Raw genomic sequence first — 24,349 nt, forward strand, 5'->3', positions numbered from 1 at the left:
GGGCATAGGCTGTCGGGTGTGGAACAGGCATCGCTCGAGCTGACGGTAGGTCCGGTCGCCCACGGCGGCTGGTGCGTGGCACGCCATGAGGGCCGTGTGGTCTTCGTCCGCCACGCGCTGCCAGGGGAGCGGGTCGTGGCCGAGGTCACCGAGGAGACGAGCCGCTTCCTGCGGGCCGACGCGGTGCGCGTCATCGAGGCGTCGCCCGACAGGGTCGTGCCGCCCTGCCCGTACGCCGGCCCCGGCCTGTGCGGCGGCTGCGACTGGCAGCACGCCACCCTGGAGGCGCAGCGCCGGCTCAAGGCCGACGTGGTGGCCGAGCAGCTGCGCCGCCTCGCCGGCATCGAGCGCGAGGTCGTCGTCGAGGAGGTGCCCGGCGCCAAGGACGGGCTCGGCTGGCGCACCCGCGTCCAGTTCGCCGCCCTTTCCGACGGCCGGCTCGGCCTGCGCAGGCACCGCTCCCACGAGATCCAGCCGATCGACGCCTGCCTGATCGCCCACCCCGAGGTGGAGGCCGTCGGCGCCGAGTCGCACGACTGGCCGGGCGCCCGCGCGGTCGAGGTGATCGCCTCGTCCGGCGGCGAGCGGGCCGTCGTCGTCACCCCGCGCCACCGCCGCCCCGTCGCCGTGCCCGACCTCGACGCGCCCGCCGCCGTCCTGCTCGACGAGGGCAAGGGCCGCACCGCCGCGCGGCGCGGTTCCGGCGTGCTGCACGAGCGGGTGGGCGAGCGCGAGTTCCGGGTCGCGGGCAGCGGTTTCTGGCAGGTCCACCCGGGCGCCGCCGAGACCCTCCTCGACGCCGTCCTCGCCTACGCCGCCCCCGAGCCGGGGGAGTGGGCGCTCGACCTCTACTGCGGCGCCGGCCTGTTCGCGGCCGGCCTGGCCGAGGCGGTCGGCCCCGAGGGCGCCGTGTTCGGCCTGGAGTCGGAGGCCGCCGCCGTGCGCGACGCCCGCGCCAACCTGCGCGACCTGCCTCAGGCCAGGATCGAGCGCGGCCGCGTCGAGGACGCCCTCGACCGCTACCAGATCGAGCGCGCGGACCTCGTGGTCGTCGACCCGCCCCGCGCGGGCCTGGGCCGCGACGTGGTGTCCCGCGTCGCCGCCCTGGAGCCGTCACGCGTCGTGTACGTGTCCTGCGACCCCGCGACACTGGCCCGAGACCTCGCCTGGCTGGCCGAGCGCGGCTATCCGCTGGCCGACCTGCGGGCCTTCGACGCCTTCCCGATGACCCACCACGTGGAGTGCGTCGCCCTCCTGGTCAGAGCCGGACAGCCTTAGAGCCAGCCCATGCGCTGCGCCGTCCTGATCGCCTCCAGCCGGTTCTGCGCGTTCAGCTTGGTCATGGCGCTCGACAGGTAGTTGCGCACCGTGCCCTCGGTCAGGTGCAGCTCGCCCGCGATCCGCGCGATCGGGTGGCCGTCGGCGGCCAGCCGCAGCGCGTCGCGTTCCCGGTCGGTGAGCGGGCTGTCGCCGGCCGCCATCGCGGCGGCGGCCAGCTCGGCGTCGAGATAGCGCCCGCCCGACTGGACCTTGCGGATCGCCATGGCCAGCTCCTCGGCGGAGGCGTCCTTGCCGAGGAACCCGCTCACCCCGGCGGCCATGGCCCTGCGCAGGTAGCCGGGCCGGCCCAGGCTGGTCAGGATCACGATCTTGCACGTGGAGCTGATCCGCTCGGCGGCGCTCAGCCCGTCCATGCCGGGCATCTCGATGTCCAGCACCGCCACGTCCGGCCGGTGCTCCGCGACCGCGTCCACCACCTCGTCGCCCCTGCCCACCTGGGCCACGACCTCGATGCCGTCCTCCAGGTCGAGCAGCGCCGCCAGCGCGCCCCGGATGAGGTGCTCGTCGTCGGCCAGCAGCACGCGCGTGGTCATGCCGGCACCACCACCCTGAGCACGTACGAGCCGCCGGGCGTGGGCGCGGCCGAGAGCGTGCCCCCGGCGCCGCGCACGCGCTGGGCGAGCCCGCCGAGGCCGTTCGGCGCGTGCTCGCCCGGCGGGCCGATGACGCCGTCGTTGGTCATCTCCAGGATCCCCTCCTTGATGGTGATCGTGCAGTGCTCGGCCTTGCTGTGCTTGAGCACGTTGGTGGCGCCCTCGCGGACCACGGTGGCCAGCAGGGTGCGGGTCTCGGGCGGCAGCGCGCCGGCGTCGCACTCCACGGTGCAGCGCACGTCGGCCGCCTCCAGCACCGCGCGGACGCTGGCCAGCACCTCGTCGAAGTCGAGCGCCCGGTAGTTCTGCACGGCCGCGCGCACCTCGCGCAGCGACCGCCGGGCGACGTCGCGTACCTCGAACATCTCGCGGGAGGCCGCCTCGGGGTCGGCGCGCAGCAGGTCCTCGGCCCCCGCCGTCCTGGCGGCGATGCCGGTGAGGCTCTGGCCGAGCAGGTCGTTGAGGTCGCGGGCGAAGCGCAGCCGCTCCTCCGACACGGCCAGCAGGGCCCTGGCCTCCTGGCCCTCGTGCGCCTCCCTGGTGATGCTCCACAGCCACAGGTTCACCGGGATGCCGCCGGCGAGCAGGCCGGTGAACAGGACCTGCATGAGCAGCAGCGCCGGCTCGAACGCGCCGAGCACGAGGAAGAGGACGGTCACCGGCACCATGGACGCGGCCGACAGCAGGAGGGTGGTGCGCCCGCGGACCCACGGCGACACCATCGCCGGCCACAGCGCGATCGTCGGCACGGCCGCGAACGGCGTCAGCAGCAGCGCCATCACCCCGCCGGCGGCCAGCAGCCTGGTCGGCCGGGCCGCGCCCCTGACCGCCAGCCGGAAGACCCGCATCCCGAGCACCACGACCGAGACGACGAGCACGGCCCCGGCGGCGGCCAGCGGACCCGGCATGCCGCCGTCCCACGCCGCGTACACCATCATGAGCCCGATCAGGCCCAGCGCGAGGACGAAGTCCGTCGAGTAGACGATGAGCCAGCGGACCTTGTCGAGCTTGGTGGCGCGCCTCATGCCGGCACCCGGGCCCGCAGCACGAACTCCCCGTCGCGCACCGGCCCGGCGGAGAAGGCGCCGCCCGCGGCGGTCATCCGCTCGGCCAGGCCGCGCAGTCCGCTCCCGGCGCCGTTCGGGGTGCCGTTAACGGCGCTGTATTCGGGGCTGATCTTCGTGCCGTGCACGCCGTCGTTGCGCATCTCCAGCACGCCGTCGGCGAAGGTGATCGAGCAGCGGGAGGCGGAGCTGTGCTTGAGCACGTTCGTGGCGCCCTCGCGCACCACCCAGGCGAGCAGCGCGCGGGCGGCGGGCGGCAGCTCGCCGGTGCCCGCCTCGACGACGCACCGGGTGCCGGCGGCCTCCAGCACGGCGCGCGCCCTGGCCAGCTCCTCGTCCAGGTCCAGCGACCGGTAGCCGTCCACGGCGAGCTGGACCTCCGTCAGCGACTCGCCGGTCAGCCGCCGCACGTCGGCCATCTCGGCAGCGGCCTTGGCGGCGTCCTTGGTCGCGAGCTTGGCGGCCAGCTCGCTCTTGAGCGTGATGACGGACAGGCTGTGGCCGAGCAGGTCGTGCAGGTCGCGGGCGAAGCGCAGCCGCTCCTCGGCGACGGCGAGCCTGGACTTGGCCGCCTGGCTGTCGTGCGCGTCCCTGATCGTCCACCAGAGCCAGCGCCACGACCACATGGCCAGCGGCATCAGCACGGCGCCGCACAGCTGGATCAGCAGCACCGCCTGCCACGGACCGCCGTGCCCCGTCTGCATGACGGTGATGGCCGTGACCAGCGCCGTGCCCATCAGGGCGGTCGCCCAGAACGGCAGGTGGAGCAGGACGACGCTGAGCCAGAGGTACGCCACGACCTCCCAGGTCATGAACGAGCCGTCCCGCGGCATCGGCAGCAGGAGGACCGCCACCACCGCCACCCCGGACACGAGCAGCTTGACCGTGGGCCGGGGCCGGTTGTCGAAGGCGTCCCTGAGGATGAGGGAGAACATGACGAGGACCACCGTCATGCACGCGATGGAGGCCGCCGCGCCCACCCAGCCGATCATGCCCATCTGGGCCGCGACGGCGATCGTGGCGACGAAGGCGATGCCCATCAGGAGGACCATGCCGTCCATCCAGTAGATGAGGATCTTCTTCGCCGTTTCCGGCCTGGTGGCCACCCTGACTCCCCTAACCGCTCATAGGCCGCGTCCCGCAGCGAAAGCCTATAGTTCCGGCAAGGGTGGCTGTAATGGTCAGCTCCGCAAGGCCCTGGCCACCTCCGGGTCGGGGGCGGCGCCCCTCAGCGACAGCCACGCCAGCCCATGCCGGGCGGCGAACGCGGCCAGCTTCCGCGCGTCCGTCACACTCAGATCTCCCGGATCGGCCAGCACGCACGTCAACGCCAGCCGAGGCGGCCCGCCACCGATCCCGTCCGAGCCCGCCGCCCGGGCCAGCGCGCCGGCGGCGGCCCTGTCCGCGCCCGTCAGCCCGGACGGCTCGCCGGTGGCGGCTGCGGCCGCGTCAGCGGGCCGGGACAACTCGCCGGTGGTGGCCCTGTCCGCGCCCGTCAGCCTGGACGGCTCGCCGGTGGCGGCTTGGGCAGTGGCCGCCGACCGGGGCCGTTCGCCGGTGGCGGCCGCGGCCGTGCCCGCCGGCCTGGACGGTTGGCGGGTGGTGGTCTTGTTCGCGACTGTCGGTCCGTACGGGCTCGTGAGCTGGGTCTGGGCGGCTCGTACGGCCTTGGCGAGTCGTAGCAGGCGGCCCTCGGGGGCGTTCTGCGGCTCGATCTCGGCCAGCACGTTCACGGTGGCGAGGCGGGCGCCCGCCTCGCGGGTGAGGCGCAGCATCAGCGCGTCGCGCGCCGACAGCCCGTCGGGGTGGAGCGGCAGCGTGAAGCTGACGCTCAGCCGACGCTCCCGCTGCACGGCCCTGATCGCGCGGGCGCGGCGCAGCACCGTCGCCTGGTCGCCGGGGCGCGGCAGGTCGAAGTCGACGTAGCGGGCGTCGAAGGCGCCGACGGCCCGCCGGTAGGCGGCGGCCAGCGCGCCCGGCCTGGTGCAGGTGGCGGCCGCCTCGCCGGCCGGGCCGCCGAAGACCAGCCCGGCGTCGCCGCCGAGGGCGCGCAGCCCGGCGATCCGGTTGGCCACCGGGTCGTGGCCGAACGCCAGCCGCCCGGCCCACCGCTGCGCGCAGCCGTCGGGCGCGGCCGTCAGGTGGCCGAGCGCGTACCAGCGGGTGCCGGTGCGGCGCGCGTCGGTGGGAAGGTCGAAGCCCGGGTCGGCCGCGGTGTCGACGAACGTCACGAATCCGGACGGCCCCGGCGGGACCGGCGGCGGCGCGGGGGTGGCGCGGGCAGGCGGGGGAGAGGGCCGGGGCGTCGTCTGGTGGAGCGTGGCCCGGGCGGGCAGCAGCGAGAGCGCCGCCCCGGTGGCCACCGCCAGGACGCCCGCGGCCAGGAAAGCGAGCGGACGCGGGAGCGTACCTGCGGGTCTTCTGCGCCGTGAGGCCGACATTAGCCACTCCGAGTGATCACATGACTACGGAACGCGGTTGAGGGTGGACGTTAGCAAGCGTTCGGGGTGGCGCGCGGTCAATCTCCGGATGACGTCCGCTTTGGATCGATAATGGCGTCATGAAGTTGAGGATCTTCACCGAGCCCCAGCAGGGCGCCACCTATGACGAACTGCTCACCGTGGCCAGGACCGCCGAGCGGCTTGGCTTCGACGCGTTCTTCCGGTCTGACCACTATCAGCGCATCGGGGACGGCGACCCGGGCCCCGGCTCGACCGACGCCTGGATCACGCTGGCGGGGCTGGCCCGCGAGACCTCCACGATCAGGCTGGGCACCCTGGTGACGCCGACCACGTTCCGGCTCCCCGGGCCGCTGGCGATCAGCGTGGCCCAGGTCGACCAGATGAGCGGCGGCCGGGTCGAGCTGGGTCTGGGCACCGGCTGGTATGACGGCGAGCACGCCGCGTACGGCATCCCGTTCCCGCCCACGGCCGAGCGGTTCGGCCGTTTCGAGGAGCAGTTGGAGATCATCAAGGGGCTGTGGGCGGCGGAGAAGTCGTACTCCCACGACGGCCCCTACTACCGGGTCGTCGACTCGCCCGCGCTGCCCAAGCCGGCGCAGCGGCCGGGCCCGCCGATCATCGTCGGCGGCTTCGGCGCCAAGCGCACCCCGCGCCTGGCCGCGACGTACGCCGACGAGTACAACGTGCCCTTCCACACCGTGGAGGAGACCGCGACCGCGTTCGAGCGGGTGCGCCGGGCGGCCCAGGAGACGGGCAGGGACGTCCTGATGTCGGCGGCGCAGACCGTGTGCGTGGGCCGTGACCAGGCCGAGCTGGAGCGCAGGGCCGCCGCCGTCGGCACGCCGCTGGACGAGCTGCGCGAAGGAGGGCTGGCCGGGACCCCGGCCGAGGTGCTGGAGAAGATCGGCGCGTTCGGCTCGCTCGGCGCCGAGCGGATCTACCTGCAGGTGATGGACCTGGGGGATCTGGAGCACCTGGAGCTCATCGCCGCCGAGGTGCTGCCGCACGTGTAACTCGATGGCGGCGTTTCGCCGGGCTGGTGCACACTTGTCCGCGTGCTCCTGACGATCTCCACGACGGCGCGGCCCGCCACCGACCTCGGCTTCCTGCTGCACAAGCATCCCGACAGGGTGCAGCGGTTCGGCCAGTCGTTCGGCGAGGCGACCGTGTTCTATCCAGAGGCGGGGGAGGAGCGGTGCACCGCCGCGCTGCTGCTCGACGTCGACTCGGTCACGCTGGCCAGGTCGCGGGGCAAGAACACGCCCGACTTCAGCCTGGCCCAGTACGTCAACGACCGGCCCTACGCCGCGTCCTCGCTGCTGGCGGTGGCGCTGGCCGACGTGTTCCGCACCGCGCGGGCCGGGCGCTGCCATGCCCGGCCCGAGCTGGCGGCGGCGCCGCTGCCGTTGGAGATCCGGCTGCCGGCGCTGCCCTGCAGGGGCGGCCCCGAACTGGCCGAGCGGCTCTTCGCGCCGCTCGGCTGGCGGGTGAGCGCCCGGCCGGTGCCGCTCAACGAGGGCTTCCCCGAGTGGGGGGACTCGCGGTACGTGCGGCTGGAGCTGTCCGGCACGGTGCGGCTGGCCGACGCGCTCAACCACCTGTACGTGCTGCTTCCGGTGCTCGACGACGGCAAGCACTACTGGATCGCGTCCGACGAGATCGACAAGCTGGTCCGGGCCGGAGAGGGCTGGCTGTACGGGCATCCGGAGCGGGCCTTGATCACCCGCCGCTACCTGGGGCGGCGCTGGGCGCTGGCCCGCACCGCGCTGGCCCGGCTCGCCGAGCTGGGCGACGAGCCCGAGGAGCGGCTGGCGCCCGCGCTCGCCGAGGAGGCGCCGGAGGGCGAGACGGCCGCCGACGAGGCCGCCGCCGCCGAGGCCGAGGCGCGCGGCGCGACCGGAGCCGACGCCCCTGACGCTGGTGCGGAGGTGCGCGGTGGGGCCGGAGAGGACGCCCCTGATGCGGCGGGCGCCGGTGCTGAAGTGCCTGGGGGGAAGCGGGTGCCGTTGCACGCGCGGCGGCGGGCCGCCGTGCTGGAGGTGCTGGAGGAGCTCGGGGCGACCAGTGTCATCGACCTCGGCTGCGGTCAGGGCGAGCTGGTCGGCGCCTTGCTGGCCAGGCCGCGCTTCGCCCGCGTGGCGGGGATGGACGTCTCGGCGATGGCGCTGACCATCGCCGCGCGCAAGCTCAGGCTGGAGCGCATGCCCGACAGCAAGCGCGCCAGGCTCACCCTCTTCCAGGGCGCGCTCACGTACACCGACGGGCGCCTGGCCGGTTACGACGCCGCCGTGCTCATGGAAGTGGTCGAGCACGTGGACCCGCCGCGCCTGGCCGCGCTCGAACAGGTCGTGTTCGGCCACGCCAAGCCCGGCCACGTCGTCGTCACCACGCCCAACGTCGAGTACAACCCGCGCTACCCCTTCCTCACCGGCCTGCGCCACCCCGACCACCGCTTCGAGTGGACCCGCGCCGAGTTCGCGGCCTGGACCGCGAGAGTGGGCGAGCGCTACGGCTACCATGCCGAGCTGCGGCCGGTCGGCGAGGAGGACCCGGAGCTCGGCCCGCCCACCCAGATGGGAGTGTTCACCCGTGATCAGCGTTCCTGAGCTCTCCCTGGTGGTGCTCGTCGGCGTCTCCGGCAGCGGCAAGTCCACCTTCGCCGCCCGCCACTTCAGGCCGACGCAGGTCATCTCGTCCGACTTCTGCCGCGGTCTCGTCTCCGACGACGAGAACGACCAGAGCGCCACCCCGGACGCGTTCGACCTGCTGCACCACATCGTCGGCGTGCGCCTGTCGCGCGGGCTGCTCACCGTCGTGGACGCCACCAACGTGCAGTACGCCGCCCGCAAGAGCCTCGTCGACCTGGCCAGGCGGCACGACGTGCTGTGCGACGCGATCGTGCTGGACGTGCCGGAGGAAGTGGCGGTCGCGCGCAACGCGGCCAGGCCCGACCGCGACTTCGGCGCGCGGGTCGTCATCCGCCAGCGCAAGGAGCTGCGCCGCTCGCTGGGCAGGATCTCCCGCGACGGGTTCAGGAAGGTGCACGTCCTGCGGGGGGTGGAGCAGATCGAGAACGCCGCGGTCTCGTACGAGAAGGCCTGGACCGACCGGCGCGAGCTGACCGGCCCGTTCGACGTGATCGGCGACGTGCACGGCTGCCGGGCGGAGCTGGAGGCGCTGCTGGAGAAGCTCGGCTGGCGGCACGGCCCCCAGGGCGTGAGCCATCCCGAGGGCCGCACCGCCGTGTTCGTCGGCGACCTGGTCGACCGCGGGCCCGACACGCCGGGCGTGCTCCGCCTGGTCATGGACATGGTCGAGGCCGGCACCGCGATCTGCGTGGCCGGCAACCACGAGGCCAAGCTGGCCCGCGCGCTGGGCGGCCGCAAGGTCACGCTCGCGCACGGCCTGCGCGAGTCGCTCGACCAGCTCGCCGCCGAGCCGCCGGAGTTCGCCGACCGGGCGCGGGCCTTCATGGACGGGCTGATCAGCCACTACGTGCTCGACGGCGGGCGGCTGGTGGTGGCGCACGCCGGGCTCAAGGAGGCGTACCACGGGCGGGCCTCCGGCCGCGTGCGGGCCTTCGCGCTGTACGGCGACACCACCGGCGAGACCGACGAGTACGGCCTGCCGGTCCGCTACCCGTGGGCGCGGGAGTACCGGGGCACGGCCATGGTCGTCTACGGCCACACGCCGACCGTGCGGCCCGAGTGGGTCAACAACACGATCTGCCTCGACACCGGCTGCGTCTTCGGCGGCAGCCTGACCGCGCTGCGCTACCCGGAGCGGGAGCTGGTCCAGGTGCCCGCCCAGCAGGTCTGGTACGAGCCGGTCAAGCCGCTCGCCGCCCCCGAGCGCGACCCGGACCTGCTCGCCGTCGACGACGTCCGCGGCACCCGCCACGTCGAGACCAGGTTCGGCGGCCGGGTCAAGGTGAACGAGGAGAACGCCGCCGCGGCGCTGGAGGTGATGAGCCGGTTCGCGGTGGACCCGCGCTGGCTGGTCTACCTGCCGCCGACCATGGCGCCGCCCGAGACGTCCGCCCTCGACGGCTACCTGGAGCACCCGAACGAGGCGTTCGAGGAGTTCGCCGCCGCCGGGGTGGAGGAGGTCGTGTGCGAGGAGAAGCACATGGGCTCGCGCGCCGTGGCCGTGCTCGCCAGGACCCCCGAGGCGGCCGCCGAGCGGTTCGGCGTCACCGACGGCAGCTCCGGCGCCGTCTACACCCGCACCGGCCGGCCGTTCTTCGCCGACACCGGGCCGCTGGTGGAGCGGCTGCGCGCGGCCTGCGAACCGCTGTGGGACGCGCTCGGCTCCGACTGGGTCGCGCTCGACTGCGAGCTGCTGCCCTGGTCCGCCAAGGCAGGCGAGCTGATCAGGCGCCAGTACGCCTCGGTCGGCGCCGCCGCCCGCGCCGCGCTGCCCGACGCCGTCGCCGCGCTGGAGGCGGCGGCCGGGCGCGGGCTGGACGTGGCCGGGCTGCTCGACCGCACCCGCCGCCGCGCGGGCAACGCCGCGCTGTTCCGCGACGCGTACGCGCGCTACTGCTGGCCGGTCGACGGCCTGGAGGGGGTACGGGTCGCGCCCTTCCAGATCCTGGCGTGCCAGGGCAGGGCCACGGCGCTGGAGCCGCACGCCTGGCACCTGGAGACGCTGGCCACGCTCACCGCGCCGATCATCGCCCCGACCCGGCACGTCTTCGTCACGCTCGGCTCGGCCGGGTCCAGGGCCGCGGCCGTCGCGTGGTGGGAGTCGCTGACCGCCGCCGGCGGCGAGGGCATGGTGGTCAAGCCGGCCGCGCACGTGGCGGGGCGGGTGCAGCCGGGCGTCAAGGTCAGGGGCCGCGAGTACCTGCGGATCATCTACGGCCCCGACTACACCGAGTCGCTGGACGTGCTGCGCAGGCGTTTCCTCGGCAAGAAGCGCTCACTGGCGCTGCGCGAGCACGCGCTCGGCCTGGAGGCGCTGGCGCGGCTGGCGGACGGCGAGCCGGGCTGGCGGGTGCACGAGCCGGTGTTCGCCGTGCTCGCCCTGGAGTCGGAGCCCGTGGACCCGAGGCTGTGACCTCGGCGGGGACCCGGCGCCGGGACGGATCGGGTTTTCCGAAGACAAGGCGCTAGAAAAGGCGATCGCGGGTAGTTGCCTCCCCATCCAGGGGAGGGCTCGCATGGTAAGCCGGCACACCGGTCAGGAGAAACTCGGGCGCGTCATCTTCATCGCCGCATCGGCGGCCGTCGGGGGCTTCCTGTTCGGGTACGACAGCTCGGTCATCAACGGCGCCGTCGTGGGCATCCAGAACCACTTCGAGGTGGGCAGCGTCGAGATCGGCTTCGTGGTCGCCGTCGCGCTGCTCGGCTCCGTCGTCGGCGCCTGGTTCGGCGGCGGGTTCGCCGACCGGTGGGGGCGCACCAGGACCATGCAGATCGCGGCGATCGTCTTCGCCGTGAGCTCCATCGGCCAGATGCTGCCGTTCGCCGTCTGGGACCTGACGATGTGGCGCGCCCTGGCGGGGGTCGGGATCGGGATGGCGTCGGTGCTCGGCCCCGCCTACATCGCCGAGGTGGCCCCGCCCGCCTACCGCGGCAGGCTGGGATCGTTCCAGCAGCTCGCCATCGTGCTCGGCATCGCCACGTCGCAGCTGGTGAACTACGTGATCGCCCGGCTCGCGGGCGGCGACGTGAACAACCATCTGTGGGGCCTGCAGGCGTGGCAGTGGATGCTCGGCGCCTGTGTCGTGCCCGCGCTCGCCTACCTGTGGCTCGCCTCCGTCATCCCCGAGTCGCCGCGCTACCTCGTCATGGCGGGGGAGCCCCGGCGGGCCAAGGAGGTGCTGGCCCAGGTCGAGGGCGACGAAGGCGACCTGGACGAGCGCGTACGGGAGATCCAGCACGTGCTCAGGACCGAGCACCGGCCGACGCTCAAGGACCTGCGCGGCCGGGCGCTGGGACTGCTGCCGATCGTCTGGATCGGCATCATCCTGTCGGTCTTCCAGCAGTTCGTCGGCATCAACGTGATCTTCTACTACTCGTCGGTGCTGTGGCAGTCGGTGGGCATCAACCAGGCCGACTCGCTGCTGATCAGCTTCTCCAGCTCGATCATCAACATCGTCGGCACGTTCATCGCCATCGCCCTGGTGGACAGGATCGGCCGCAAGCCGCTGCTGCTCCTGGGCTCGGCCGGCATGGCCGTCTCGCTGGCCACCGCCGCCTGGGCGTTCAGCTTCGCCCGGCCGATCGAGGGCACGATGGCGCTGCCCGGCCCGCAGGGCGCGATCGCGCTGATCGCGGCGAACCTGTTCGTGCTGTTCTTCGCCCTGTCCTGGGGTGTCGTGGTCTGGGTGCTGCTGGGTGAGATGTTCCCCAACCGCATCCGCGCCGCCGCGCTGGGCGTGGCCGCCGCCGCCCAGTGGCTCGCCAACTGGGTGATCACCGTCACGTTCCCGGCGATGTCGGAGTGGAACCTGTCGCTCACGTACGCGATGTACGCGGCCTTCGCCGTGCTGTCGTTCCTCTTCGTCACCAGGTGGATCAAGGAGACGAAGGGCCGGAGGCTGGAGGAGATGGGCTAGCCGCCGGCCCTGGGCGCTCTCACCGCCGGGAGCCGAAGCGGCGGCGGACGAACATGAAGACCATGGCGCCGATCCAGATGAAGAAGAGGAACTTCAGCACGCCGAAGCCGCCCGCGAAGAGCCCCACCATCAGGAACACGAACAGGATCGGCACGATCGGCCCCGGCCCCCGGTGGCCGTGGTGCCGGGGGTGCATCGGCCCGCGATGGTGGTGTCCCATCTGGTGCCGGAACGCCTTCATCTGCTTGCGGTGCGCCCGCATCGCCTCCTGCCAGGAGGCGGCGTCCGGCCAGGGCCCCAGGTCGGCGATGGGGGCGGGCCTGGGGGGCCGGGCGGGCCCGTGGCCGGGCAGGTCGGCTGTGATGCGGGCCAGGTCGCGGCCGGTGCGGGCGGCCAGCGCCTGGTCGAGGCGCTCGTCGAGCTCCTCGTGGGTCAGCCGGCCCTGGGCGAAGTGCTCGCGCAGGGCGGTCATGGTCTGCTCGCGCTCCGCGTCGCCGATGCGGAGATCGTCATGGTCCATCACGGATGCCTCGCTCTCGCCGGGCCGGCTCATCGCCTCACTCCTCGCCCGGGTCGCCGTCGGCCAGGATCTGGTAGAGCTTGCGCCGGGTCTCAACCAGAGTCTTACGCGCTTCGCGGATCTGTGCGTCGCTCCCGGACTGGAGAATCTGCATCATCGCGAAAGCGGACTGCCGGGCGGTGTCCCACAGATCGGCCGTGTTGTCGTCGATGTCGGGCCGCATCTCGTCCCACGGGGCGCGGATCTCGTCGGCGTGCGCCTCGATGTAGGCGCGGCCCTCGCCGGTGAGGCGGAAGGTCTTGCGGCCCTCGTTCTCCTCCGCGATGATCAGCCCTTCGTCCGTGAGCTGCTGCAACGCCGGATAGACGGCGCCGGGGCTGGGCTTCCAGCCGCCCTCGCTGCGCTCGGCGATCTCCTGGATGATCTGGTAGCCGTTGCGCGGCTCCTCGGCCAGCAGCGCGAGGATCGCGGCTCGTACGTCACCGCGCTTGGCCTTGCGGGGCCTGCCGCCCCAGCCGCGGTGGCCGCCGAACGGGCCGCCGGGACCCCACGGGCCGCGCCCGAGGTCGAACGGGAACGGGCCAGGGCCTCTGCGCCCGCGGTGGCGGTGTTCGTGCCGGTGTTCGTGGTGGTGATGGTGACCCTGCTCGAACGCCTCGGCCACGGCCTTGACCGTGTCGCGCAGAGCCTTCTTCACCTCGTGCGCCTCGGGCCACTGGCCTCCCATGGCGTGGGCGGATGTCATGTCGTACTCCTCTCGACCGTTCTACGATGCTTCAAAGATATATCGACAGTGTGTCGATAGCAACCAATTCCGACAAGTGACTCAGATCACCAAAAACTTCGAGAGGGCCGGGAACAGGATCCAGGGGTACTACGTTGTTCCCATCAGACGAGGTCGTTCCGCGTCGGCAGGGCTGGGGGGTGCTGTCGCCGCTGGAGACGGCCTCGTCTGCATTTTCGGAACGTTCTAGGGACTTCCGGGCGACAGGCGGAAGCGGGCGCGGGGCGCTAGCATCCCGATCATGATGGGGCACACGCACGCGCTGACGGGGGCCATCGCCTGGCTGGGGCTCGCGCCCCCGCTCGCCGCACTGCCGCTGCTGAACGAGTCGTCCCGGTTCATCGAGACCGGCATCATGGCCACCGCGCTGAGCCCGGCCGAGCTGATCGCCGGCGCGATCATCTGCGCGGGCGCCGCCATGCTCCCCGACCTCGACCACCCGAGCGCCACCATCGCCCAGACCTTCGGTCCCGTCACCTGGCTGCTCAGCAAGGCGGTCTCGTGGCTGAGCGGCGGACACCGGGGCGCCACCCACTCGCTGGCGTTCGCGGTCGCGATCGGGCTGGGCGCCCACTGGCTGGCCGCCGCCTACCCGATCGGCCGCGACATCATGGTGGTGCTGCTCATCGGGCTGGCCCTGCGCGCGATCGGCATCGGCATCCCGGGCAAGAAGCTCGCCTCGGCCATGGTCAACATCGGCATGACGGCCGGGCTCTACGCCGTCTTCCTGTCCATGGACGTCGGGTACGCCTGGCTGGGGCTGGCCGTGGGCATCGGCTCCTTCATCCACGTGGTGGGCGACTGCATGACCGAGCGGGGCTGCCCGGTGCTCTGGCCGCTGTCGGTCAAGTTCGTGCTGCCGTGGAAGATCGGCATCAAGACGGGCAGGAAGTTCGAGCAGAAGATCCTGGCTCCCGTGCTCTCCGTCGCCATCGTCGGCCTGCTCTTCTGGCGGCTCGGGCCGCTTTAACTTGATGTCGAGATACTTTAGAGATATCTTGATGTCGAGACAATCTGCGGCCGGCGTGACTTAGGTTCACCTAACGTGAAGAACGCTTCCCCGGTGCGGCAGGATTCTTAGTGAGCTAACCGTCAATGGAGGAGGCGAATCACCGTGTCCGCGAACAGCTTCGGCAGCCGTGACACGCTGCGCGTCGGCGACGCGTCTTATGAGATTTTCCGGGTGGACGCCGTCGAAGGTGCTGCACGCCTCCCGTACAGCCTGAAGATCTTGCTGGAGAACCTCCTCCGCACCGAGGACGGCGCCAACATCACCGCCGACCACATCCGCGCGCTCGGCGGCTGGGACCCGAACGCGAAGCCGAGCGTGGAGATCCAGTTCACCCCCGGCCGCGTCATCATGCAGGACTTCACCGGCGTGCCCTGCGTGGTCGACCTCGCCACCATGCGCGAGGCGGTGCGCGACCTCGGCGGCGACCCGGCCCGCATCAACCCGCTGGCCCCCGCCGAGATGGTCATCGACCACTCGGTCATCGTCGACTACTTCGGCCACCCCGACGCCTTCCGGCGCAACGTCGAGCGCGAGTACGAACGCAACGGCGAGCGCTACCAGTTCCTGCGCTGGGGCCAGACGGCCTTCGACGAGTTCAAGGTCGTCCCGCCCGGCACCGGCATCGTCCACCAGGTCAACATCGAGCACCTCGCCCGCGTGGTCATGACGCGCGACGGCAAGGCCTACCCCGACACCTGCGTCGGCACCGACTCCCACACCACCATGGAGAACGGCATCGGCGTGCTCGGCTGGGGCGTCGGCGGCATCGAGGCCGAGGCCGCGATGCTCGGCCAGCCGATCTCCATGCTCATCCCGCGCGTGGTCGGCTTCAAGCTCAACGGCGAGCTGCCCGCCGGCGCCACCGCCACCGACCTGGTGCTCACCATCACCGAGATGCTGCGCGCGCACGGCGTGGTCGGCAAGTTCGTGGAGTTCTACGGCGAGGGCGTGTCGTCCGTGCCGGTGGCCGACCGGTCCACGATCGGCAACATGAGCCCCGAGTTCGGCTCCACCTGCGCCATCTTCCCGATCGACGGCCAGACCGTCGACTACCTCCGGCTCACCGGCCGCTCCGAGGAGCAGATCGAGCTCGTCGAGGCCTACGCCAAGGCCCAGGGCCTGTGGCTCGACCCGTCGGCCGCCGAGCCCCAGTTCTCCGAATACCTGGAGCTCGACCTCGCCACCGTCGTGCCGTCCATCGCCGGCCCCAAGCGCCCGCAGGACCGCATCGCGCTCTCCGACGCCAAGCAGGCCTGGCGGTCCGCCGTCAAGGACTACGCGGCGAGCATCCTGGGCCCGGCCGACGAGGCGTCCGCCGAGTCGTTCCCCGCCTCCGACTCCCCGGCGGTCAGCCACAGCGGCAACGGCGACAAGCCGCACTCCGCCCACCTCGAACGCGAGCGGCCGCACAACAAGGTGCCGGTCACGCTGGCCGACGGCACCTCGTTCGAGATCGACCACGGCATCGTGGCCATCGCCGCCATCACCTCCTGCACCAACACCTCCAACCCGTACGTGATGCTCGGCGCGGCCCTGCTGGCCCGCAACGCCGTCGACAAGGGCCTGACCCGCAAGCCGTGGGTCAAGACCTCGCTGGCGCCCGGCTCGCAGGTCGTCACGGGCTACTTCGAGCGCTCGGGCCTCCAGCCCTACCTCGACAAGCTCGGCTTCAACCTGGTCGGCTACGGCTGCACGACCTGCATCGGCAACTCGGGCCCGCTGCCCGAGGAGATCTCCCGGGCGGTGCACGACAACGACCTCGCGGTCACCGCCGTGCTGTCCGGCAACCGCAACTTCGAGGGTCGGATCAACCCCGACGTCAAGATGAACTACCTGGCCTCGCCGCCGCTCGTGGTCGCCTACGCGCTGGCCGGGACCATGGACATCGACCTCGACAACGAGCCGCTCGGCACGGGCAACGACGGCGAGCCCGTCTACCTGCGCGACATCTGGCCGGCGCCCGACGAGATCACCGACGTGGTCAACTCCTCCATCGGCCGCGAGATGTTCGAGCGCGACTACGCCGACGTGTTCGAGGGCGACGACCACTGGAAGTCGCTGTCGATCCCGACCGGCGACACCTTCGAGTGGGACCCCGACTCCACCTACGTCCGCAAGGCCCCCTACTTCGAGGGCATGCCGCGCGAGCCGGAGCCCGTCGCCGACATCTCAGGCGCCCGCGTGCTGGTCAAGGTCGGCGACTCGACCACCACCGACCACATCTCCCCGGCCGGCTCCATCAAGGTGGGCACGCCCGCCGCCGAGTACCTGCGCGAGCACGGGGTCAAGGTCAGGGACTTCAACTCGTACGGGTCGCGGCGCGGCAACCACGAGGTGATGATCCGCGGCACGTTCGCCAACATCCGGCTGCGCAACCAGATCGCGCCCGGCACCGAGGGCGGCTACACCCGCGACTTCACCCGGCCGGAGGCGCCGGTGTCGTTCATCTACGACGCCTCGGTCAACTACGCCGCCCAGGGCACCCCGCTCGTCGTGCTCGCGGGCAAGGAGTACGGCTCCGGCTCCTCGCGCGACTGGGCCGCCAAGGGCACCGCGCTGCTGGGCGTCCGCGCGGTCATCGCCGAGTCCTACGAGCGCATCCACCGCTCCAACCTGATCGGCATGGGCGTGCTGCCGCTGCAGTACCCCGAGGGCCAGACGGCCGACTCGCTCGGCCTGACGGGCGAGGAGACGTTCGACATCACCGGCGTCGAGGCGCTCAACGACGGCTCCGTCCCCGGGACCGTCCACGTCAAGGCCGGTGACGTCGAGTTCGACGCGGTCGTGCGCATCGACACGCCGGGCGAGGCCGACTACTACCGGCACGGCGGCATCATGCAGTACGTTCTGCGCGGCCTGCTCGCCAAGTGAACCTTCCGCGCCTCCGCCCGGCCACCAGCCGGCCGGAGGCGCGGGCCAGGGCGAGATCCTGTCGCGCCCGCATCGGGGGATCACCCGTGCCCACGAGACGCCGCCCGGCGACACACCCGTCGCCGGGCGGCTCTCCACGTCAGGACACTGCCGAGGGCGGGGCCGACCAGGTGTCGCAGGCGGAGGGGGAGACGGCGTGATGGCCGCGCTTGAGCCAGCGCACCCGGGTGGCGCCCGCGCCGTGGCTGCGCCGGTGCTCGTCGTCGCCGCTGGCGCGGGTGGCGTCGAGCAGCGCTGTCCAGTCGTCGCCGGTACGCTCCAGCGACCCCCACACGGCGCCCAGGAACACCCCCGACAGGCAGTCGGCCTGCAGCTCGTAGCGGCGGCCCAGCTCGGCCTGGCGACCGGGGCTCGCCTTGACCCGGGCCTCGTAGTGGCGCCGGGCGCCGGTCAGCGACTGCAGGTGGTGGCCGTACTCGTGGGCGGCGACCTTCAGCGGGTAGAGGTCCGTGCGGTTCTCGATCCAGTCGCCGGTGAGCGGGAACACCAGGACGCGGCGGTTGGTGCAGTAGAAGGCGGCGGCGCTCTCGGGCCACGGCACGCCGCACACACGCCGCTCGGGCTCGTCGTAGAAGCGCACCGCGGGCTTGCGGAAGGGACGCCGGTCGGCGGCGAAGTGCGCCTTCCATGACTTATCCAGACATTTCACGACTGTGGCTAGATACTCGCGCGTCCGCGGGATCCCGCCGTACGTGATCGCCGGCTCGGGGCACACCACCCGCGCCAGCTTCCCGCTCCCGGCGAACGGGTCCTTGTACGGGGCCGCGTGCGCGGGCAAGACGGGCACGGCTGCCGCAGCGACCACGCACAGCCCCAGGAACGCAGATCGGACTCGCACGATCACGCAGCCTAGAGGATCCGCGGCCCCCGCCGGTCCGGGCCCTCATCGGCCTGTCGAGTCGCTCCTGGCCCGCCTGATGTCACCCTCGTGCCGTACCGCCCAGTCCGCCAGCGCCGAGAGGGGGACCAGCAGGGACCGGCCGAGCGGGGTCAGGCTGTACTCGACGCTCGGCGGCACCGTCGGAAGCACCTCCCGCCGTACCAGCCCGTCGATCTCCAGGCCGCGCAGCGTACGGGTGAGCATGCGCTGGCTGATGCCCTCGACGGCGCGGTGCAGCTCGTTGTACCGGTGCGGCCGCCCGCCGAGCAGGACCACCAGGAGCACGCTCCACTTGTCCCCCACGCGCCGGAACACCTCACCGGCAGGACAGGCCGCGAGTTCGTCCGCCGGCACGGGGCGCGGCAGCTCGTACGCGAGCGCGGAGGGAACACCGGTGTGCGTATCGGACATGAAACTGCCTTCTTTCGCCCTCTGCCCGGATCCGCCCAGGATGGGCGGGCCATGATCTGACCTTACGGGGGAGGCGTACGATGCCGAAGAATGTGATCATCAGCGGGGGCACGGACGGGATGGGCCGCGCGACCGCGCTGGCCCGGCTGGCGCGGGGCGACCAGGTCACCGTGATCGGCAGCAGCGCCGCCAAGGGCCGCGCCCTGCTGGCCGAGGCGGACAGCGATCGCCTGCGGTTCCTGCGGGCGGACCTGTCGTCGATCGCCGAAGCGCGCCGGGCGATCGCCGAGATCGCCGGGCGGCACGGGACGGTGGACGCGCTGGCGCTGTTCGCCAACCGGGTGAACGCCCGCCGTCTGGAGACCGCCGACGGCCTGGAGTCCACGTTCGCCCTGTACTACCTGAGCCGTTACCTGCTGAGCCACGGCCTGCGCCCGCTGCTCGACGCCGCGCCCGATCCGGTCGTGGTGAACGTGGCCGGCGTCGGCGTCACGACGGGCCGGATCTTCTGGGACGACCCGCAGCTCACCCGCGGCTACGGTCAGGTACGCGCCCAGCTCCAGGCCGGCCGGGCCAACGACCTGCTCGGCGTCGCGTTCGCCCGGCACGCGGAAAGCCGCGCCAGATACGTGCTCTATCACCCCGGGTTCACCCGCAGCGGCCTGGACGGGCACCCGAACCCGCTGGTCCGCGCCGGGCTCAAGACGCTCGGCCGGCTCTTCGCCCGGCCGGTGGCCGACGCCGTGGCCCCCGTCGTGGCGTGGATCGACGCCCCGCCGCCGGCCCCGCTCACCGCCGTCGACCGCGGAAAACCGGTCCCGCTGTCGCTGCGTACGCTGGATCCGGACGACGCCGACCGGCTGGCCGCGTACACCGGGGACCTGCTGAAGGCCGTCGCCGGCTCTCCCGGATGACCCGGTCGCCGATCGCCGCCAGGTGGGGCGACGGAGGGTGAGCATGATGGAGTAGTCCGCATGGATGATCTGACGTTAGTGCTGCTAGTCGGCAGTTTGGCGGTTTTCGTCGGGGCGGTGGTCCAGGGGAGCGTGGGCTTCGGGATGGGCCTGGTGGCGGCTCCCGTGCTGACGCTGCTGGACCCTTCGCTGATGCCGGGCGCGATCCAGGTGACGAACATGACGTTGCCGCTGTTCACGCTGGCGGTGGAGTGGCGGCGCGTGGACTGGCGGGGGCTGGGTTTCGCGGTACTCGGCCGGTTGCCGGGCAGCGTCATCGGCGCCGCCATCGTGGTCTACATCTCCATCCACCACTTGGGCATCTTCGTGGGCGCCATGGTGCTCGTCGCGGTGATCCTCACGGCGCAGGCGGTGAGCCTGCCGCGGAACGGGTTCACGATCACCTCCGCGGGCTTCGTCTCCGGCATCACGGGCACCGCCACCGGCATCGGCGGGCCGCCCATCGCCCTCGTCTACCAGACCGCCAAGGGGCCGGAGATCCGGGCGACGCTGGCGATGTTCTTCTTCCTGAGCGCCGCCCAGTCTCTGGTTATCCTGGCCCTGGTCGGCCACCTGCCCGCCCGCGCGCTGGGCGCGGGCGCGGTGCTCGTCCTGCCGATGATCGCCGGCTTCCTCGTCTCGGCCCCGCTGCGCCGCTATCTCGACGGCGGCAAGGTCCGCATCGCCGTCCTCGTGGTGGCGGCGGTGTCGGCCGTCGTCCTGGTCGGCCAGAGCCTGGCGGGCGCGTGAGCCCGCCGGACGCGGGTCAGGAGGCCTTGCCGAGCCCTCGTACCAGGAGAGAGGCGGTCCTGGCGATGACGCCGTTGTCCACCTCGGCGTCGGCGGAGGGGCGCTGGATGTAGACGGCGATGATCACCGGGGCGCCCGACGGCGGCCAGGCGATCGCGATGTCACTGGCGGTCCCGTACACGCCGCCCGTGCCCGTCTTGTCGCCTGCCGTCCAGCCCTTGGGCAGACCGGCGAAGATGCGCTCCTTCCCCGTCTCGGTGGCCCGCATCCAGTCGGTCAGCCGCTTCCTGTCGGCCGCCACCAGGGCGTCCCCGACAGTGATCTTCTTCAGGTCGCGGGCCATCGACGCGGGCGTGATCGTGTCCCGCTTCTCGCCCGGCTTCCAGTCGTTCAGCTCGGTCTCCCATCGGTCGAGCCGTCCGGCCCGGTCGCCGAGCGAGCGGTAGTAGCGGGTCATGCCCGCCGGCCCGCCGATCTGCTTGAGCAGCACATTGGCGGCGGTGTTGTCACTCTGGGTGATGGTGGCGTGGCACAGCCGATCCGGGGTCATCCCGTTTCTGATGTTCTCCGGAAGGCCGGATACGGGGGAGTGGTCGACGACGTCCTTCTTCGTCCAGCGGAGGACGCGCTTCATCAGGCCGGGGTCCTCGGTGCGGGCCTTGTCCAGGATCGCGCCGCACAGGACGGCCTTGAACGTGGAGTTGCTCGGGAACCGCTCGCCGGCCCGGTGGCCGAAGGTCTTGCCGGTGCCCGTGTCGATGGCGAAGGCGCCGATGCGTCCCTGGTAGGAGGCTTCGAGCCGGCGCAGCTCCGCGCGGACGCCGTCCTCGCGGCCGGCCGGCGCGGCGACGGCGGCCTGCGGTCCCCAGACGCCTCCGGCGAGCACTGCGGACAACGTCAGGAAGGAGAATGCGAGCTTGGCTCGGGTCCTCCGGAAGTAGCGCTGCATGTCAAAGCCCCTGATTCAGATCTCGATCTCGTACGGGAACGAGCAGACCAGAGGTTCCGGCAAACTGTCCAATAGTGATATCGGTACCCCGTCGATATCGGGAACATCATGAGAGCAGGTAGGCGTGGCCCCGGACCGGCCTCATCCTGATCGACCGTCGTCGTCCCCAGATCGGTGGATCTCCTTCGCCATCGCCTGACCGGGAACCGCCGACCGGCTCGGTACGTATGACGACGTTGGGGAGAACAGGAGCATGGAGATCCGCATTCTCGGACCCGTCGAGGTCCGCAGGGACGGGGCGACGGTGCCGCTCGGCGGTGCGAAGCACCGTGCGCTGCTCGCGCTCCTGACGCTCAACGCCAACCGCGTCGTACCCCTCGACCGGCTGATCGCGGCGCTGTGGGGCGACGCCGTGCCCGCGACGGTCGCCAACCAGGTCCAGCAGGCGGTGTCCAAGCTGCGCCGGGTGCTGGGAGGGGACGCCACCGGAGCGTCCCCGCTCGTGCGCCGCTCGGCGGGTTATGTCCTGTGGCTGGACGAGGCGGCGAGCGATGTCGCGGCCTTCGAGCGCCTCGCCGAGCGTGGCCGCGCCGCGCTCGTCGAGGGCAGGCCGTCCGACGCCGCTCGTGACCTCGGCGCCGCGCTCGATCTGTGGCGAGGTCCGGCGTGCGGCGACACGACCGGCCCGCTGGTCATCCTCGAGCGGCCACGGCTTGAGGAGCGACGACTGGCCGTCCTGCACGACAGGATCGACGCCGATCTCGCGCTCGGCCGCCACGCCGAGCTGGCTGGCGAGCTGACGGCGCTGGTGGCCGGACATCCGCTGCGCGAGTCGTTACGCGAACGGCTCATGCTCGCGCTGTACAGGTCCGGCCGCCAGGCCGAGGCTCTGGAGGAGTACCAGCGGCTGTACCGCCTCCTCGACGAGGAGCTGGGGGTCCAGCCATGCCCGAGCGTGCGACGGCTGCACCGGCGGATGCTCGCCGGCGCACCCGATCTGGACGTCCCGCCGGCTTCGAGCCCACCGGCACCACCGGATCCGTCCGGCGGGCACGGGCTCAGGGAGACGCCGGTCGTCCCGCGCCAGCTTCCGGCGGGCACCGGTGACTTCGTCGGCCGGGACGAGCAGGTCAAGCTGCTCGACGGCCTGCTCCCCGACGCCGAGAGCCCCGCCCCGCGGGCCGTGGTGATCTCGGCCGTGTCCGGTACGGCCGGCATCGGCAAGACCGCGCTGGCGGTGCACTGGGCGCACCGGGTCGCCGGCCGTTTTCCCGACGGTCAGCTGTACGTGAACCTGAGGGGCTTCGACCCGGCCGGTCACGCGCTGACGCCGGCCGAATCGCTGCGCCGATGTCTCGACGCCCTCGGGGTATCACCGCGGCGGATCCCCGCCGACGTCGACGCCCAGGCAGGGCTCTACCGCAGCCTGCTGTCCGGCAAACGCGTGCTCGTCCTGCTGGACAATGCCCGGGACGAGGAACAGGTACGGCCCCTGCTCCCGGCCTCACCGGGTTGCCTCGCCTTGATCACCAGCCGCGACCGTCTTGCCGGCCTCGTCGCGACCGAGGCCGCCCGGCCGGTCAGTCTCGGCCTGCTCACCGGTGCCGAGGCGCGCGAGCTGCTCGCGCGCCGGCTCGGCCACGATCGGGTCGCCGCCGAGCCACAGGCCGTCGACACCATCGTCTCCCGCTGCGCGCGGCTCCCTCTCGCGCTGGCGGTGATGGCCGCCCGCGCCGCCGTCCAGCCCGGCTTCCCCTTGCGGGCGCTGGCCGGGCAGCTGTGCGACGCCCCGTCCGCCCTCGACGCCTTCGCGGGCACCGATCCCGCCACCGACCTCAGAGCGGTCTTCTCGCTCTCCTACACCAGGCTCCCGGCGGGCGCGGCCCGGCTCTTCCGGCTTCTGGCACTGCACCCGGGCCCGGACGTCTCCGTCGCCGCGGCCGCCGGGCTCGCCGGCGTGCCGGTCGCCGAGGTCCGGCCCCTGCTGAACACCCTCACCGCCGCCCAGCTGCTCGTCGAGCACCGTCCGGGCCGCTTCAGCTTCCACGACCTGCTCCGCGCCTACGCCGGCGAACTCGTCCGGGACCAGGAGACCGCCGCCGGATCGCGCGAGGCGCTGCGCCGGGTGCTCGACCACTACGCGCACACGGGCCATCGGGCGGCGCTGCTGATCAACCCGGCGCGCAGCGCGATCGAGTTCGGCGATCCCGCCCACGGGGTCACGGTTGACGAGCTCACCGACGACCGGCAGGCGCGGACCTGGTTCTCGGACGAGCGTCCCGCTCTGCTCGCGGCCGTCGGGCGGGCGGCGGCCGAGCGGTTCGACACCGCGGCGTGGCGGATCGCCTGGACTCTTGAGAACCACCTTGACTGGCAGGCTCAGTGGGACGACCTCGCCGGGACGCAGCGCGTCGCTCTCGCCGCGGCGGAGCGACTGGGCGATGTCCTCCAGCAGGTTCTGTCGCACCTGGCCCTGGGGTGCGCGCTCTGCAGCCTCGGCCGGTACGACGAGGCCCGGACCCATGCGGGGCGGGCCATGGAACTCGCGGCGGACCGCGCGGACGAGCGGGGGCAGGCGGAGGCGCACCACACGCTCGCCTGGATCCACGGGCAGCGCGGCGAGTTCGGCGAGGCCGTCCGTCACACGCGACTCGCCCTCGACCTGTACCGCGCCGCTGACATGCTGTTCGGGCAGGCCGAGGCGCTCGACGGGCTGGGCCGGCTGTACGCCGAGCTCGGCGAAGGCGACCGGGCCGTGCGATGCTGCCGGCAGGCGCTCGCCCTGTTCGAGCGGATCGGCGACCCCCGGGCGCAGGGCGGGGCCTGGGACAGTCTCGGGTACGCCCACCACCGTCTCGGCCGCCACGACGAGGCCGTCACCTGTTACCGCCGGGCCCTCGCTCTCCTGCGGACGGGGCTGGACCCCGTGACGGAGGCGGAGACGCTCGTTCACCTGGGTGACGCGTACGCGGCCCTGTGCGGCGACGAGCCGGCGCGACAGGCCTGGCGCGACGCGCTGGCCATCCTGGACGAGCTCGGCCACCCCGGCGCCGGACGAGTCCGCGCGAAGCTCCATACCGGCGACTGAGCCGCACTCCCCGGCACCCGCCGGGCACGAGCGTGCAAAGCCCGCG

At 72.5% G+C, this 24,349-nt stretch carries 19 protein-coding genes; 10 read left to right on the plus strand and 9 right to left on the minus strand.

Translation table 11 applies throughout. From position 1 onward, the window contains the following. The first annotated feature begins 18 nt into the window (after positions 1–18). Positions 19–1,278 (plus strand): class I SAM-dependent RNA methyltransferase, encoded by a 1,260-nt coding sequence (locus ACZ6YG_RS02175; RefSeq protein ID WP_308248759.1) that lies wholly within the window; start codon positions 19–21, stop codon positions 1,276–1,278. On the opposite strand, the gene ACZ6YG_RS02180 is transcribed toward ACZ6YG_RS02175, so the two are convergent. The 4 genes from ACZ6YG_RS02180 to ACZ6YG_RS02195 form a co-directional block, all read right to left on the minus strand. Then, a complete protein-coding gene (locus ACZ6YG_RS02180; protein ID WP_219543137.1) occupies positions 1,275–1,874 on the minus strand; it encodes a response regulator transcription factor in 600 nt (199 codons plus the stop codon). The genes ACZ6YG_RS02175 and ACZ6YG_RS02180 overlap by 4 nt on opposite strands. Beyond that, on the minus strand, positions 1,871–2,959 hold the full coding sequence (locus tag ACZ6YG_RS02185) for a sensor histidine kinase (RefSeq protein ID WP_466016977.1): 1,089 nt from the start codon (positions 2,957–2,959) through the stop codon (positions 1,871–1,873). Before ACZ6YG_RS02185 ends, ACZ6YG_RS02180 begins: the two co-directional genes overlap by 4 nt. Further along, positions 2,956–4,104, minus strand: coding sequence for a sensor histidine kinase (locus ACZ6YG_RS02190; protein WP_466016978.1), 1,149 nt, complete (start codon positions 4,102–4,104; stop codon positions 2,956–2,958). Before ACZ6YG_RS02190 ends, ACZ6YG_RS02185 begins: the two co-directional genes overlap by 4 nt. Before the next feature lie 75 nt (positions 4,105–4,179). Beyond that, complete coding sequence (locus tag ACZ6YG_RS02195; RefSeq protein WP_466016979.1) at positions 4,180–5,439, minus strand: glycoside hydrolase family 18 protein; 1,260 nt, start codon at positions 5,437–5,439, stop codon at positions 4,180–4,182. A gap of 119 nt (positions 5,440–5,558) precedes the next feature. Between ACZ6YG_RS02195 and ACZ6YG_RS02200 the strand changes: the two genes are divergently transcribed. From ACZ6YG_RS02200 to ACZ6YG_RS02215, 4 genes are all read left to right on the plus strand, one after another. Continuing rightward, entirely contained in the window at positions 5,559–6,473 is a 915-nt protein-coding gene (locus tag ACZ6YG_RS02200) for an LLM class F420-dependent oxidoreductase (RefSeq protein WP_397197615.1), read from the plus strand. 42 nt (positions 6,474–6,515) lie between these two features. Beyond that, positions 6,516–8,066 (plus strand): 3' terminal RNA ribose 2'-O-methyltransferase Hen1, encoded by a 1,551-nt coding sequence (locus tag ACZ6YG_RS02205; RefSeq protein ID WP_466016980.1) that lies wholly within the window; start codon positions 6,516–6,518, stop codon positions 8,064–8,066. Next, the gene (locus ACZ6YG_RS02210; RefSeq protein WP_466016981.1) at positions 8,050–10,521 is read left to right on the plus strand and encodes a polynucleotide kinase-phosphatase; all 2,472 of its coding nucleotides are present in this window, start codon (positions 8,050–8,052) and stop codon (positions 10,519–10,521) included. Before ACZ6YG_RS02205 ends, ACZ6YG_RS02210 begins: the two co-directional genes overlap by 17 nt. 103 nt (positions 10,522–10,624) lie before the next feature. Continuing rightward, complete coding sequence (locus ACZ6YG_RS02215; protein ID WP_397197612.1) at positions 10,625–12,025, plus strand: sugar porter family MFS transporter; 1,401 nt, start codon at positions 10,625–10,627, stop codon at positions 12,023–12,025. Between the two features lie 19 nt (positions 12,026–12,044). On the opposite strand, the gene ACZ6YG_RS02220 is transcribed toward ACZ6YG_RS02215, so the two are convergent. Then, positions 12,045–12,578 (minus strand): DUF1707 SHOCT-like domain-containing protein, encoded by a 534-nt coding sequence (locus tag ACZ6YG_RS02220; RefSeq protein ID WP_397197611.1) that lies wholly within the window; start codon positions 12,576–12,578, stop codon positions 12,045–12,047. A gap of 4 nt (positions 12,579–12,582) precedes the next feature. Further along, a complete protein-coding gene (locus ACZ6YG_RS02225) occupies positions 12,583–13,290 on the minus strand; it encodes a PadR family transcriptional regulator (protein ID WP_466016982.1) in 708 nt (235 codons plus the stop codon). 280 nt (positions 13,291–13,570) lie between these two features. On the opposite strand from ACZ6YG_RS02225, the gene ACZ6YG_RS02230 reads away from it, so the two are divergent. Continuing rightward, positions 13,571–14,299, plus strand: a complete 729-nt coding sequence (locus tag ACZ6YG_RS02230) for a metal-dependent hydrolase (RefSeq protein WP_466016983.1) — start codon at positions 13,571–13,573, stop codon at positions 14,297–14,299. A 138-nt stretch (positions 14,300–14,437) separates the two neighbouring features. After that, entirely contained in the window at positions 14,438–17,212 is a 2,775-nt protein-coding gene (gene acnA / locus ACZ6YG_RS02235) for an aconitate hydratase AcnA (RefSeq protein WP_222709111.1), read from the plus strand. A gap of 139 nt (positions 17,213–17,351) precedes the next feature. Here acnA and ACZ6YG_RS02240 read toward each other — a convergent pair whose 3' ends face one another. Then, positions 17,352–18,110, minus strand: a complete 759-nt coding sequence (locus ACZ6YG_RS02240; protein WP_148030330.1) for a neutral zinc metallopeptidase — start codon at positions 18,108–18,110, stop codon at positions 17,352–17,354. 45 nt (positions 18,111–18,155) lie between these two features. Next, positions 18,156–18,563, minus strand: a complete 408-nt coding sequence (locus tag ACZ6YG_RS02245) for a winged helix-turn-helix transcriptional regulator (RefSeq protein ID WP_148030331.1) — start codon at positions 18,561–18,563, stop codon at positions 18,156–18,158. Between the two features lie 80 nt (positions 18,564–18,643). Between ACZ6YG_RS02245 and ACZ6YG_RS02250 the strand changes: the two genes are divergently transcribed. Both ACZ6YG_RS02250 and ACZ6YG_RS02255 read left to right on the plus strand, forming a co-directional pair. Then, entirely contained in the window at positions 18,644–19,477 is an 834-nt protein-coding gene (locus ACZ6YG_RS02250; protein WP_148030332.1) for an SDR family NAD(P)-dependent oxidoreductase, read from the plus strand. Positions 19,478–19,537: 60 nt separating this feature from the next. Further along, positions 19,538–20,266 (plus strand): sulfite exporter TauE/SafE family protein, encoded by a 729-nt coding sequence (locus tag ACZ6YG_RS02255; protein ID WP_466016984.1) that lies wholly within the window; start codon positions 19,538–19,540, stop codon positions 20,264–20,266. Between the two features lie 16 nt (positions 20,267–20,282). On the opposite strand, the gene bla is transcribed toward ACZ6YG_RS02255, so the two are convergent. After that, entirely contained in the window at positions 20,283–21,215 is a 933-nt protein-coding gene (gene bla / locus ACZ6YG_RS02260; protein ID WP_466016985.1) for a class A beta-lactamase, read from the minus strand. Positions 21,216–21,468: 253 nt separating this feature from the next. On the opposite strand from bla, the gene ACZ6YG_RS02265 reads away from it, so the two are divergent. Beyond that, entirely contained in the window at positions 21,469–24,303 is a 2,835-nt protein-coding gene (locus tag ACZ6YG_RS02265; protein ID WP_466016986.1) for an AfsR/SARP family transcriptional regulator, read from the plus strand. Positions 24,304–24,349: the final 46 nt, after the last annotated feature.

The sequence above is a fragment of the Nonomuraea sp. NPDC054003 genome, assembly GCF_055585125.1.